This window comes from Janibacter sp. RAF52 (assembly GCF_052114035.1).
Lineage (GTDB): Bacteria > Actinomycetota > Actinomycetes > Actinomycetales > Dermatophilaceae > Janibacter > Janibacter hoylei.
Genome location: NZ_JBFRDY010000019.1, coordinates 1 through 12,694 on the forward strand (window position 1 = coordinate 1; position 12,694 = coordinate 12,694).

Genomic DNA, 12,694 nt, shown 5'->3' on the forward strand with positions numbered 1-12,694 from the left:
ATCCGGGATCGAGTGGGGTCGGCCAGTGCACGACCCAGGCGGTTCATCACGTCGAGACGCGAAGAAATAGTCAGCATGGACTGAACTATACAGCACGCACTGAACACTCGGTCACAGGCGTCAGCCCAGATCGCATGCCCGTAAGGGGATCGCCGGCTGCGACGAGTCCAAGCACCCCAAGTGCGGGGGAGTCGTCACACCCGCGTCGGTGGTCAAGGGAGGTTTCTCCAGCAAGCACGACGCGGACCTCTACGGCCGCGACGTCATCCAAAACGAGTACACCGCGGGCGACATCGCCAACGACGGCGGGCAGCTGCTCGCCGGGGCCGACCGCTCGACGATCCTGCGGGACTACGTCCTGATCGACGAGGCCAGTGGGGACGTCGTCGACCCCGGCGAGCACGACGACCACGACCTGTTCAACTAACCCCCGCTGGGGAGATGGAGCCAAGAATCATGAGCGCAGATGACGGAATCGTGATGGACCTCGGTGGGGTCTACGAGAGGTGGGTCTGCCCCCGGTCTGGTTGACACTCGGGGTTTGCAGTGATTATGCCGCTTCTGCGGTCGCGTAGATCATCTCAAACTCGACGGGCGTGAGCTTCCCGAGGGCGCGTTGCCGGCGGCGGCGGTTGTACTTGGTTTCGATCCAGGTGACGATCGCGAGGCGGAGGTCTTCGCGGGTGTCCCAGCGGCGGGTGTCGAGGACGTTCTTCTGCAACAGGGAGAAGAAGCTCTCCATGCTGGCGTTGTCGCCGGCTCCGTAGGAGCGTCCCATCGAGCCGACCAGGTCGTTGTTCGCCAGGAGCCGCTGGGTGCGCTTGGCTCGAAATTGACCGCCTCTGTCTGAGTGGCACACGGTCCCGGTCGGCGATCGGAGCGCGATGGCGTTGCGCATCGCAGCACTGGCCAGGGACGACTTCATCCTGGTGTCGATGGAGTAGCCGACGATCTTGTTGCTGAACACGTCCTTGATCGCGCAGATGTAGAGCTTCCCTTCCCGCGTGGGGTGCTCGGAGATGTCCCAGAGCCACACCTTGTTCGGCTCATCGGCAACGAACTTGTGGCGGACCACACCGTGCTCGTCGACAACCGCCAGGAGGTCGTCGTGCGGCGCAGGACCGGTGGAACCGGCCTTGCTGCGCTTCTTGTGGTGTGACGCGGTGATGCCGGCGATGCGGCAGAGCCGGTGGACGCGGTTCTCCCCGACGGTGATGCCGTGCTCGAGGTCGAGCTCGTCGGTGAGGAACCTGTAGCCGAGCGTCGCGTCGTCGGCATGGAGGTCGTAGAGGACGTCGATGAGGTGCGCGTCGTCCCAGTCTCGCTGACAGACCGGGTCTTTGAGCCACTTGTAGTACCCCTGGGTCGACAAGCCCAGGACCCTGCACGCCACCGCGACCGGCACCCTGATCGGGGCACCGGTCGCGGCCATCTCACGGACGAGCGGGAAGACTATTTTCCCGGCAGGTTCGCCTGCGAAAGGTAGGCAGCAGCCCGGCGGAGGACCTCGTTCTCCTGCTCGAGCAGCCGGATCCGCTTGTTGGCTTCACGCAGTTGCTTGCGCTCGTCGTCGGTCAGGCCGGGCCGCCGGCCGTCCTCGACGTCGGCCTGCTTCATCCAGTTCGCCAGCGAGCCTTCGGAGATGCCGAAGTCCTTCGCGATTTGAGACAGCGGGGCCTGGCCCTTGCGAGCCACGGCCACGACGTCGTTACGGAACTCCTTGGGATAGGGCTTTGCCACGGGGACATCCTTCCGCCTGAGGTCGAAACCTCAGAGGTCAGGTGTCAACTCAACTCGGGGCAGACCCGGTGCAAGCACCTGGCCCACCAGGCAGTGATGGACTCGCCCAGTTCGTCCTTTGGGTTGGAGGACGTCATGCCCGAGAGTCGCTGGCTGGCGTTCCTGTCCTCCGGCATGGGGTCGCTGGCGCTTCAAGGGATGCTCAACGGCTGCGTCGAGGCGATGGCTGCCAGGTCGACGACCGCGCTGCACGTTCACGACGTGGCGCTGGAGCCGCCACGGGGCACGTTGGTGGAGAGGGAAGACGTCAAGGTCGCCAAGGGGTTGCTGGTCGCGGGTGTGGCGCCTGGACTCGACGAGCAGGCCCGTCAGGAACTAGTGGCCGCCGAGGTCGAGGAGCGAGGGTGGGCGCTGGACGTGGCCCACCTGTCATCGCTGATGATCGTGGTCGTCATCATCGCGGGCGCCGCCGTCGACCACTGAGCGTGACGACGACCGGGCTGGGGTTGTCACCCCAGGGTCGTAGCGTCTTGGACGCCCCTCCCCTCAACCGACCCCCGGGGGGAGGGGCCTCCTGCACGGACCGGGAGTGCGCCCCCTCGTCGCTCTCGGGTGGGGGTTGTCGGTGGCGGCAGCGACCCTGACGACATGGCCTCGATACTTCAGCTACTCAAAGAAGCCCCCGAGTGGCAAAGCCATGCGGCCTGCGGGGAGGCATCCGCCGCCGAGACGTTTTTCCTGGCGCTCAACGGCAGTCGGCCCGAGGTGTCCGCCGCGATCATGGTCTGCCAGCGATGTCCCGTCCGGGACGAGTGCGGCGATCACGCAGACGCCAGCGGCCAGTGGATCGGCGTGTGGGGTGGGGTTGATCGTGGCAGTGGGGTGAGATGACAGCCCAACCGCCCACCCGACCCGGCGTGCCGTTGAAAGACCGACCAACAGGCGACCAGCCGGCCCCAGCAACGCCGCGCCGTCGACGGCACTGCTGGCTCACCCACGAGGACGGCACTGAGACCGAGGGTCTGGTTCTGCAATGGGCACAGGAGGGGCCCACGTGGGTCGCGCTCGTGGCGCACGTCATCCCGCGACCCGGGGGCGACCTCATAGCCCAGGAGTGGGTCCCCGCAACTCGACTACGACCGGTCAACTGGAGGGCGGGGGGGGGTCGCCCTACGTGTGTTGAACCGAGGTGCATGCTCGCTCTCGTATTGCGGTCGTCTCCAGCTGGATGGTGGCATGTTCGAAGGAAACGGGAAAGTGCTCCTTCACACACGAAATGATCTGCTCCAGAATCTGCGGTGCGTGGCCCGACTCGAAGCACTCGTCGTCGATCACGACGTGCGCGGAGATGACGGGCAGGCCAGTGCCGATCGTGGAGGCGTGCAGGTCGTGGACCTCACGAACATGCTCCAGCTCAAGGACATGTGTCCGCACGGCGTCCAGGTCGACGTCCTTCGGGGTGAACTCCATCAGCACCCGCACGGTCTCGCGCAAGAGCTTGTAAGCGCGGGGGAGGATCAAGGCCGCGATGAACAGCCCGGCGATGGTGTCCGCCCGTTGGAACCCCGTGGTGGCGATCACGATGGCGGCCACGATCACCCCGAGGGAACCCAAGGCGTCGTTGAGCACTTCGAGGAATGCCGCGCGCATGTTGAAGTTCGCGTCGCGACTGGAGGACAGGACCACCATCGCGGCGATGTTGGCGACGAGTCCGATGATGCCGAAGAGCAGCAGCTCCCTGGCTTGGACCTGCGTGGGCTCAACCAGTCGGCGGACCCCTTCGATGGCCGCGTAAGAACCCACCAGCAGCAGCAACACCGCTTGGCCTAGGGCAGCGACGATCTCGATTCGCGCGAAGCCCCACGTGCGCTGGCTGCTGGGGGGCCGCAGCATCATGGTGGCCGCGATGACCGCGACCAGCAGGCCGGTGGAGTCCGATAGAGCGTGGGCGGTGTCCGTCAGCAGCGCCAGGCTGCCGGTGATGATGCTTCCGATCGCCTGCGCGATGACGATGAACGAGGTGATGCCAAAAGCAATCAGAAGGCGGTTGCGCAAGCCACTGCCCGCTTGCCCATTTGCCGTGCCGTGGTGGTGGTCGGATCCCATCAGGCCTCCTCGGTCGCAAGTTGGTCGTGGTCACGGTGCTCGCGCAGGGACAACGACGCGCCCGACGCTGCCAGTAGCGCATCCGCGCTTTCGAACAGGTCAGACAGTCGGGACGGATCGGTCAACGAGATCCACGACGCGCGGCCCTCGGTCCGCACCCTCACCAGCCCGCAGTCCCGCAGGCACGCCAAGTGCTTGCTTACCGTCGACTGAGCAAGGTGCATGTGGTCGACCAGGTCGCGGACCCGATGCTCCCCACTGGAGAGGTGCTTCAGGAGCGCCAAGCGCGTGGGCTCGGCCAAGGCATGGAACAAAGCAGCGCAGGCGTCGGACACCTCCATCGCAGTCGGGCTTTCATTTTGGCTATTGATCGTCATAGAGCGATGTTACCTCCATGGAGCAATTCGTTGGCGCCTATACCTTGGTTGGCTCACGGGTCAGTCGTCGATGTATGGTCACTGAATGCTGAATAGTGCTGCTCGTCTGGACGTGCTCAATCGCTTGGGTAGGGCGATGGCGGACCCGACTCGCGCGCGGATATTGGTGTCGTTGTTGCAGGACGCGAGCTATCCGGCGCAGCTGGCCCGCGATCTTGGACTGAGCCGCACGAATGTCTCCAACCATCTCGCCTGTCTGCGCGGCTGCGGGATCGTGGTCACCGCACCGGAGGGACGTCGGACCCGTTACGAGATCGCCGATGCGCATCTGACTCGGGCGTTGGAGTCGTTGATGGACGTGGTCTTGGCGGTCGACGACGGGGTCCCCTGCATGGACGCGAACTGCGACGTGCCGTTGTGCTGCGGGAATACACCTGCGCTGGTTGCCGATGAGCAGAGGGTCTGACGATGAGTGATGTGTGTTGCGGAACGGACGGGCCCGTGACTGAGGATCTCGCGCCGTGGTGGCGTGATCAGGGCTTGGCGCTGCCAGCCGCCGCTGGAGTGCTGTGGCTGACCGGACTGCTGCTGGAATTCGGCGGCGCCGAGGGCCTGAGCGTGCTGTCCTACGCGATCGGCTTGGCTGCGGGTGCTTGGACGTTTGCTCCGGCTGCGATCCGCCGCCTAGTCACGGGGCGTGGGCAGGGCCGGTTGGGTGTGGGCCTGCTGATGACGATCGCCGGTACGGGTGCCGTCCTGCTGGGGCACGTGGGCGAGGCAGCAGCCTTGGCCTTTCTGTTCTCGATTGCCGAGGCGCTTGAGGACCGCGCTATGGACCGGGCCCGTCACGGGCTGCGGGCGTTGTTGTCCCTGATCCCAGAGACCGCTGTCGTTTCACGAGCGGGAACTGATGAACGGATCCCCGCGGAGCAGGTTCGGCGGGGCGATGTCCTCGTCGTCGGCGCTGGCGACCGGGTCAGCACGGACGGCGTGGTCGAGGCGGGTCACTCGTGGATGGACACCTCTGCGATCACCGGCGAGTCGATCCCCGTCGAAGTCGCGCCCGGCGACGAGATCGCGGCCGGATCGGTCAACACATCGGGCACGTTGCGCATCACAGCAGTCGCCGACGGGCGCGACAACTCCCTGACCCAGATGGTCGAGCTCGTCGAGCAGGCTCACGCGAACAAGGGCGAGCGTGCGCGCCTGGCTGACCGCATCGCCCAACCACTCGTCCCATTGGTGCTGCTGGCCGCTGCTCTGATCGCGGCGTACGGGTTCGTCGTGGGCGACCCACAGACGTGGATCGAGCGTGCGCTGGTGGTGCTGGTCGCGGCCTCACCCTGCGCCTTGGCGATCGCGGTCCCGGTCACGGTGATCTCAGCGATCGGCTCGGCCAGCAAGTTCGGGGTGATCATCAAGTCCGGAGCAGCTTTCGAGCAGCTCGGGACGATCCGCACCGTCGCCTTCGACAAAACAGGCACCCTGACTCGCAACGAGCCCCGGGTGGTGGCCACCCACGCGGCCAACGGTCACACCGACGCGGAGGTGCTCTCCTTGGCAGCGGCACTGGAGGCCACCAGCACCCACCCCCTGGCGGCGGCAGTGGTCGCTGCCTCACCAGATCATCCTGCGGCGAGCGACGTCCACGAGCACGCCGGACACGGCGTCACCGGGTTGGTGGACGGACTCCGGGTACGCGTTGGCAGCCCCCGCTGGGTCGCCCCGCACGACCTGAGCGGGCAGGCCGACGCCATGGCCAGCCAAGGCATGAGCCTCATTGTGGTCGAGGTCAACGATCAAGCGTGCGGCGTGATCGGCGTCCGCGACGAGCTGCGCCCCGAGGCAGCCCAGGCCATCTCCGCCCTGCACCAGCAGGGGGTGTCCACCGTGATGCTCACCGGGGACAACACACGCACCGCGCAGGCCATCGCCAGTGAAGCCGGCATCCGACAAGTTCACGCGGAGACCCTGCCCCAGGACAAGGCCGACCACATCCGCGCCTCGATGGCCACGGCCCCGACGGCGATGATCGGCGACGGCATCAACGACGCGCCCGCGCTGGCCACGGCCACCGTCGGTATCGCGATGGGCGCCAGCGGTTCCGCCGCCGCAGTCGAGTCCGCAGACGTTGCCTTCACCGGCCACGACCTGCGGCTGCTGCCACAAGCCCTCGCACATGCCCGCCGCGGACGAGCGATCATGACCCAAAACGTCGTCCTGTCCGTGGCCCTGATCGCGGTCCTGTTCCCGCTTGCCCTGTTCGGCGTGCTGGGTTTGGCCGCGGTCGTGCTGGTCCACGAGGTCGCCGAGGTCATCGTCATCGCCAACGGTTTGCGAGCCAATCGCACCCAGCGCCATTCCCAGCCTGAGGCCAGAAACGATGACTACTCTGCGCGCCAGCAGCGCCCTTCGATGATTGGAACCCGATGAGCAAGAGCCTGAAACTGTCCATGGCCATGATCGTGGCGGTCCTGGTAGCACTGGTCGCTGCGGTGACGTTCAGCCGGGCCGGCGAAGAAGCGGCACCCACGGGGTCCGGAAGCGGTGCGTCCGCGCCATTGGTGCGCGATGACAGCCCTCGCCTGACCTCCGGCAAGAAGGCAGTGTTCGTGGAGTACCTCGACTTCGAGTGCGAAGCGTGCGGCGCAGCCCACCCCGTCATGACGGACCTGCGAGAGAAATACGGCAAAGATGTGACCTTCGTGGTGCGCTACCTCCCCCTCCACGGAAACTCGATGAACGCGGCGCTAGCTGCCGAGGCCGCCCGTGAACAGGACAAGTTCGAGGAAATGCACGACAAGCTCTTCGAGACGCAGGCCGAGTGGAGCCACTCTGAGTCGTCCAAGGAGAAGACCTTCGAGGGATATGCCCAGGAGCTGGGGTTGGACATGAAGCAGTACCGCGCCAGCCTGAAAGACCCCGCCGCAGCACAGCGCATCGAGCAGAGCAAGAAGGACGCCCAGACACTGGGCGTCACCGGCACCCCCACGTTCTTCCTCGACGGCGAAAAGATCGAGCCGACCACCATCGCCGACTTCGAGACCAAGCTTGATGCCGCAATCGAAGACTGAGCCGGCCGTCGTCACTCCGTCGGCTGCATTCAACGCACGCGGACTGGGCTGGCTGTACCTCGTCGGGGGCCTGGTCGGGCTGCTCTGCGCCGGCGTGCTGCTCGTGGAGAAGATCGAGCTGCTCAAGAACCCGGACTACGTCCCCTCGTGCAGCATCAACCCGATCCTGTCCTGCGGCTCGGTCATGGTCACCCCGCAGGCAGACGCCTTCGGCATCCCCAATCCGCTTATCGGAGTCGCCGGGTTCGCAGCCCTTGCCATGCTTGGAGCAGTCCTGGTCAGTGGCACAAGCCTTCGGGCATGGTTGTGGGTCGCGACCCAGGCCGCGGTGACCCTCGCGGTGGTGTTCATTCACTGGCTGATCTTCCAGAGCCTGTACGTCATCGGCGCACTGTGTCCCTATTGCATGGTCGTGTGGGTCGTGACCATCGCCGTCTTCTGGCACACCACCATCCACAACCTTCGGCGTCACCGTGGCTCCGTCGCTTCGCCCGCACGCCGCGGTGTGGCGATGCTCATCGAGTACCGCGCAGCGGTCTTGACCGCTTGGTACCTGGTGATCATCGTGCTCATCGCTATCAGGTTCTGGGACTACTGGGTCACGCTCCTGTGATCAGTGCCCCGTGGACCGAATCGCCATCACGCCGAGAGGCCGAGCGGCATCCTCCAGCCGCCTCGGCGCTGACGAACGACGACCCCGACACCTCGCCGCGCATCCACGCACGCGCGGCGACGACCTCAGGAGCATGAGACCCGAATGACCGCACGTCGTCCCTCCCGCCGAAGTCTCCTCGCCGCGGCCAGTGCTGTCGCTGCCACCAGTGGGCTCGCCGCGTGCTCCTCATCCGGCGCCAAGGATGAGCAAGACCTCGGCTATCGATCCGGGGACGGCAGCGTGACCGCCTTCGACGAGACCCAGCGGGGCGAACCCGTCGAGCTCGCTGGTGACACGCTTGACGGCCAGACGTGGGACAGCGCCGATCACCGTGGCCAGGTCGTCGTCGTCAACGTCTGGGCCAGCTGGTGCGGACCCTGCGCCAAAGAGGCCCCACACCTCGTCGCGCTCAACAAGGAGTTGAAGGGCGATGACGTGCAGCTCGTCGGGATCAACTTCCGAGAGTCCTCCGTAGCGACCGGCAGAGCACAAGCCAAGACGTGGGGCTTCGTCTGGCCCTCGATCTACGACAAGTCCGGCACCACCTCGATCGCCATGCAAGGCAAAATGACCACCCAACCCTCCACCGCTGTCCTCGACCGCCAGGGTCGTATCGCCGCGGTTGTCCTCGGAGCGACCACGCAGGCAACCCTCCGAGGCCTGATCGAGGACACCCTCGCCGAGGGGGACCGATGATCGTTGCTTTCACGACCGGGCTCAGTGACCAGGTCGCCAGCGGGGCTCTACCTCTTGCGGCGCTCGTCGCGGCCCTCGCCGGGCTCGTTTCCTTCGCCACGCCCTGCGTGCTGCCCCTCGTGCCGGGCTATCTCGGCTACGTCACCGGCCTGTCCGACGTAGCACTGGAGAGGCGCAGCCGCGGCCGGATGGTCTTGGGCGCGCTGCTGTTCATCCTCGGCTTCACCCTCGTTTTCGTTCTTGCCTCGATGTTCGTGGCCACCGCCGGCCGCGCCCTCGTTGAGCACCGAGAGCTGCTGATGCGCGTCGGTGGCGTCGTGGTGATTCTCATGGCTCTTGTCTTCCTCGGCGCCGGTTCGCAGCGGACCTTCCGACTGCCGATCAAGCCCGCCACCGGCTTGGCCGGGGCCCCTGTTCTCGGGGCCGTGTTCGGTCTGGGCTGGGCGCCCTGCATGGGCCCGACACTCGCCGCGGTCCTCGCGCTCAACCTCGCCGGCGACGCCTCGATCACCCGAGCTGTCGCTCTCGCCGTGGCCTACTGCCTAGGGCTGGGACTGCCCTTCATCCTCATCGCCGCGGCCTACGAGCGCTGGGCCCCGGTCTCGTCGTGGCTGCAACGACACCAGCGCGCGATCCAGGTCGTCGGCGCAAGCCTGCTGATCATCGTCGGGACACTCCTGCTCACCGGCGGTTGGGATGCGATCGTCCAGCGGCTGCAGACCAGACTCATCAGCGATTGGGAAGTGCCCCTCTGATGCGAAGGAACGTGACCCACTGATGTCAGTTCCCGAGCCACGATGTGACCGCTCATCGTGTGGCCTCCGCTGTAGACAACGGGGCTCGTCGAGCACCTCGGTGGCGCCGGCCTGCCGGTCAGGTGACGCCCGGGCAACGGGCGTTCCGTTGGAGGATCGGTGAACGGGACAGCCTCATCCGTTGATGTTGGTCGTTTTGCGTAGGCCGATCCATCCCGCGGTCGCGGCCGCGAGGAGAAAGGCGGCGCCGAGGTAGTAGACGGCGCGGATGCCGAGGGTGTCGGCGAGCAGCCCGCCGGCGAGCAGGGACAGCAGCCGACCGGACTGCCAGAGCATGTCGAAGCCGGCGAACACCCTCCCGCGCAGTTTCTCCGGGGTTTCGGCCTGGAGTAGGGAGTTGAAGGTCACGGCACCCGTGGAGGTGCCAATGCCGTAGGCGAGCAGGGCGCTCATGGCGGCGACGAGGCCGGTCACGGTGGCGAGCACTGCGTCAACGACGGCCCGCAGAACGAAGGGTCCGAGGACGTAGACCGGGCGGCGCGGGTCGTCGGTCAGCCGGGACAGCAGTAGCGGGCCGAGGGCCGCACCAACGCCGATTGCGCCCAGTAGCAGACCGTAGTCACTAGGGCGCAGGGCCAAGTGCTCTTGGGCCAGTACGACGAGCAGGGCGCCGGTGGCCCCTGCGGATAGCGCCGCCAAGAACTGTCCTGCGGCCAGCGTCCGCAGCAGCCGACGCCTGGCCATGGCGGCGATCCCGGCGGTGGCGTCGGCGTACCACGAGGTGTGCGTAGTCACCGCTGGCGCGGCGGGGACGGTCAGGCGCCGCAGGGCCATTGCGGACAGCAGGTAGCTGACGGCGTTGATCCAGAACGCCCAGGTGTAGCCGAAGCTGACGACCACGATCCCAGCGAGGGGTGCGAGCACGACCTGCGAGATGACCGCGGCGGTCCACAGCCCGCTGTTGGCGGCGACCAGGTCCCGCTCGCGCACGATCGCGGGGAGCACGGACTGCGCAGCGGGGTTGAAGAACACCGCCGCCGCCGACAGGCCGATCGCGACCGCGTACACCGCGGCCACGTGCCCGTCGACGAAGGGCAGCGCGAACGCCAACCCGGCGCGCACCAGGTCGGCGCCGATCATCACCGGGACCCGCGGTAGCCGGTCAATCACCGCGCCGGCGATCGGCGCCAACACGAGCACCGGAATGATCTCCGCAATCACGACGCCCGAGACGCCTAGACCCGAGCCGGTTAGGGCGTAGACGAGCAGGGCCAGAGCGACGGTGTTGAACGCGTCACCCCACTGCGACACCGTGCGCGCAACCCACAGCCGCCGGTAGGGCGCCTGCCGCAGAAGCGACGCCATCGTCGTCCGCTCTGTCATGGCCCACTCCTGCTCGCTGTTGCTGTCGACTGCGTTCGGTTGTACCGCTGTTGGGTCCAAGCTGGCGTGGGAAATACTGGAGGTTCCAGTGCAGGGGAAGGTCAAGTCAGGCGCGTAGGAGGCGACAGTGTTGATCGGGGAACTGGCCGAGGCCAGCGGCACAACGACGAAGACGATCCGCTACTACGAGGCCAACGCTTTGCTGCCTCTGGCCGCGCGCACCACCGGCGGCTATCGGGACTTCCCTCCGGAGATCATCGCCCGGCTGGACTTCATCCGCCGTGGGCGCGCCGCCGGTCTCAGACTCACGCACATTCGCGAGGTACTCGACATCCGGGACGCCGGCCGCACGCCGTGCCAGCACGTCCACAGTCTGCTCGCCGAGAGGCTGGCCGACCTGGACTCCCAGATCGCCGCACTCCAGGGCCTCCGAGCCACCGTGTCTCAACTCCACGAAAGGGTCGCCGTCGACGAACCCGACACCAACGACGCCGGCCAGGTCTGTCGCTACCTGTAGCCCCGCCGGGTCCCGCCCCCCGTAAGCAAAGCGCGGGACGACCTCGCCGTCCAGCAGTGGAGGCGCTGGCGGTCCACTGACGTCCGTTTCCGAGCCATACCGAGCTGTGCGGTGACGATCCCCATCCGCACGAGCGCGTCATGCCAGCACGGCGCGATCGCCTCACCCAGGGCGTAGCGAGCCACGAAGCCGACCGTAGCGATCCTCCAGCAGTCGCCACCTCTAGCGACGTCCGCGGACCCGCCTGCTACCGGCGTCGACCTCGCGTAGCGAGACTTCCCTTACGGCACGAAGGGAGTCCTGCTGGACCAGCCCTGATAAGGCGTCACCCCTGCCGAACGGGCGATCGTGCCTATCGCGTCCTGCGCCAGCTGCTGCTGTGGCCCGGGACCAGCGATCCACCACACGTCTTCTAGGTGCCCTCCTTCGTCGTGCAGTGGGAACTCGACGTACGGCGCGAGGGTGTGCGGTCGCTCTACCCAGTGCACCGTCAACTTCGCCGGGTCCACGGGGCCGAGGATGAGCCTCCACTCTCGTTCCTCCGAGAACGCGGGATGCTTGAAGATCGGCGCGGTCCCCCACACTGCGTTGAAGAGGGCCGAGAACTCAAGGGCGGCACCTTTTTTGGAGATCTCGAGGTGAGGGTCTGCGTCGGCCTCCGCTGCCCAATGAAGGTTCTCCCGCATCAGTCCCTCAAGCATGGTCCTCTGCTCGTCGGCGTCGTAGATGCACCTCACCATCCGCCAGCCCCGACCTCGGGGCACCTTTATCCGCGGGGCCTGCTGGCGCAGCGTCTCGGACAAAAAGCCGATGCAGAACGGGCCGCCTCTACCCGTTCCGTAGGCACGCCACTGGCTGAGCAGGTCTTCGCTCTCAGATAGCGACACGGCGAAGACGTTGGGTGTCCACCTCTCCGGTGGGGAGTCGGTGAGGTAGTTGATCCACTTCTCTAGCCCGGCCTTGTGATCTTCGAGCTCGTCTCTGAGACGGAGCGCGATCTCAAGACTGAGGGCTACGGCGTGATCGAACTCGCTTGAGTCGTTCATGTAGCCAAGGTGCCCAGCCCACAACGTGCCCGACGTGAAGATACCTCTGGCTCCGGCCCCGCTGGTGTAGTGCCAAAGACGCTCGGGAGGGTCGACCTCGTCGGGGTTCATGTTCAGATCCTGCACCTGTAGCCGGAGTGCCGCGGTGACTGGCTCGAGGTCTCCGCTAACGGCGAACAGGTCGTGCGATGACGATCGTGTGGCTTCGTTCGCTTGGTGGCGGGGTTTTTGCAGCGCTCCGTGGCGGTCTTGTTGCCGCGATCACGCAGGACTGGCTGCAGGTAGGTGTCGCGGTCTGAACCGAGAGGGGTGCGCCCGGTCGGGGCCGTTTGGATCGCTGCCGCT

The 12,694-nt window shown here is 66.4% G+C and carries 15 protein-coding genes and 1 pseudogene; 10 read left to right on the forward strand and 6 right to left on the reverse strand.

Annotation, left to right across the window (positions count from 1 at the left end; all coding sequences use genetic code 11):
* Positions 1-77 (reverse strand): annotated as a pseudogene (locus tag AB4Y78_RS15430) (Cd(II)/Pb(II)-sensing metalloregulatory transcriptional regulator CmtR); the annotation flags it as partial.
* 131 nt (positions 78-208) lie between these two features.
* Here AB4Y78_RS15430 and AB4Y78_RS15435 point away from each other — a divergent pair.
* Positions 209-427: a hypothetical protein gene (locus AB4Y78_RS15435; protein WP_259909123.1), complete on the forward strand. Its 219-nt coding sequence runs from the start codon at positions 209-211 to the stop codon at positions 425-427.
* Positions 428-550: 123 nt separating this feature from the next.
* Here the strand turns inward: AB4Y78_RS15435 and AB4Y78_RS15440 are convergent.
* Positions 551-1,740, reverse strand: a protein-coding gene (locus AB4Y78_RS15440) for an IS3 family transposase (RefSeq protein WP_259909124.1) whose coding sequence is annotated in 2 segments (ribosomal slippage) — positions 551-1,459 and positions 1,462-1,740 — 1,188 coding nt in all. Because the reading frame shifts where the segments join, the coding sequence is not laid out codon by codon here.
* Between the two features lie 135 nt (positions 1,741-1,875).
* Between AB4Y78_RS15440 and AB4Y78_RS15445 the strand changes: the two genes are divergently transcribed.
* Positions 1,876-2,223 (forward strand): hypothetical protein, encoded by a 348-nt coding sequence (locus tag AB4Y78_RS15445; RefSeq protein WP_259909125.1) that lies wholly within the window; start codon positions 1,876-1,878, stop codon positions 2,221-2,223.
* 165 nt (positions 2,224-2,388) lie between these two features.
* The gene (locus tag AB4Y78_RS15450) at positions 2,389-2,631 is read left to right on the forward strand and encodes a WhiB family transcriptional regulator (RefSeq protein ID WP_368246113.1); all 243 of its coding nucleotides are present in this window, start codon (positions 2,389-2,391) and stop codon (positions 2,629-2,631) included.
* Positions 2,632-2,910: 279 nt separating this feature from the next.
* Here the strand turns inward: AB4Y78_RS15450 and AB4Y78_RS15455 are convergent, their stop codons facing one another.
* Positions 2,911-3,846 carry a cation diffusion facilitator family transporter gene (locus AB4Y78_RS15455; protein ID WP_259909126.1) on the reverse strand — a complete coding sequence of 312 codons (936 nt, stop codon included), beginning with the start codon at positions 3,844-3,846 and terminating at the stop codon, positions 2,911-2,913.
* Positions 3,846-4,223 carry an ArsR/SmtB family transcription factor gene (locus AB4Y78_RS15460; protein ID WP_259909127.1) on the reverse strand — a complete coding sequence of 126 codons (378 nt, stop codon included), beginning with the start codon at positions 4,221-4,223 and terminating at the stop codon, positions 3,846-3,848. The genes AB4Y78_RS15455 and AB4Y78_RS15460 overlap by 1 nt, the downstream gene beginning before the upstream one ends.
* Before the next feature lie 85 nt (positions 4,224-4,308).
* On the opposite strand from AB4Y78_RS15460, the gene cmtR reads away from it, so the two are divergent.
* From cmtR to AB4Y78_RS15490, 6 genes are all read left to right on the forward strand, one after another.
* Positions 4,309-4,689: a Cd(II)/Pb(II)-sensing metalloregulatory transcriptional regulator CmtR gene (gene cmtR / locus AB4Y78_RS15465; RefSeq protein ID WP_259909128.1), complete on the forward strand. Its 381-nt coding sequence runs from the start codon at positions 4,309-4,311 to the stop codon at positions 4,687-4,689.
* Between the two features lie 2 nt (positions 4,690-4,691).
* On the forward strand, positions 4,692-6,656 hold the full coding sequence (locus tag AB4Y78_RS15470) for a heavy metal translocating P-type ATPase (RefSeq protein WP_375545577.1): 1,965 nt from the start codon (positions 4,692-4,694) through the stop codon (positions 6,654-6,656).
* Positions 6,653-7,297: a DsbA family protein gene (locus AB4Y78_RS15475; RefSeq protein WP_007926780.1), complete on the forward strand. Its 645-nt coding sequence runs from the start codon at positions 6,653-6,655 to the stop codon at positions 7,295-7,297. The genes AB4Y78_RS15470 and AB4Y78_RS15475 overlap by 4 nt, the downstream gene beginning before the upstream one ends.
* Positions 7,278-7,910 (forward strand): vitamin K epoxide reductase family protein, encoded by a 633-nt coding sequence (locus tag AB4Y78_RS15480; protein ID WP_259909130.1) that lies wholly within the window; start codon positions 7,278-7,280, stop codon positions 7,908-7,910. Before AB4Y78_RS15475 ends, AB4Y78_RS15480 begins: the two co-directional genes overlap by 20 nt.
* 282 nt (positions 7,911-8,192) lie before the next feature.
* Positions 8,193-8,648: a TlpA disulfide reductase family protein gene (locus AB4Y78_RS15485; RefSeq protein WP_259909131.1), complete on the forward strand. Its 456-nt coding sequence runs from the start codon at positions 8,193-8,195 to the stop codon at positions 8,646-8,648.
* Positions 8,645-9,403 (forward strand): cytochrome c biogenesis CcdA family protein, encoded by a 759-nt coding sequence (locus tag AB4Y78_RS15490; protein WP_259909133.1) that lies wholly within the window; start codon positions 8,645-8,647, stop codon positions 9,401-9,403. Before AB4Y78_RS15485 ends, AB4Y78_RS15490 begins: the two co-directional genes overlap by 4 nt.
* A 174-nt stretch (positions 9,404-9,577) precedes the next feature.
* Here the strand turns inward: AB4Y78_RS15490 and AB4Y78_RS15495 are convergent, their stop codons facing one another.
* Positions 9,578-10,786, reverse strand: coding sequence for an MFS transporter (locus AB4Y78_RS15495; RefSeq protein WP_259909134.1), 1,209 nt, complete (start codon positions 10,784-10,786; stop codon positions 9,578-9,580).
* A 127-nt stretch (positions 10,787-10,913) separates the two neighbouring features.
* Between AB4Y78_RS15495 and AB4Y78_RS15500 the strand changes: the two genes are divergently transcribed.
* Positions 10,914-11,303: a heavy metal-responsive transcriptional regulator gene (locus AB4Y78_RS15500; protein WP_259909135.1), complete on the forward strand. Its 390-nt coding sequence runs from the start codon at positions 10,914-10,916 to the stop codon at positions 11,301-11,303.
* A gap of 281 nt (positions 11,304-11,584) precedes the next feature.
* On the opposite strand, the gene AB4Y78_RS15505 is transcribed toward AB4Y78_RS15500, so the two are convergent.
* Positions 11,585-12,460 (reverse strand): DUF2971 domain-containing protein, encoded by an 876-nt coding sequence (locus tag AB4Y78_RS15505; protein ID WP_068424861.1) that lies wholly within the window; start codon positions 12,458-12,460, stop codon positions 11,585-11,587.
* Between the last annotated feature and the right edge of the window lie 234 nt (positions 12,461-12,694).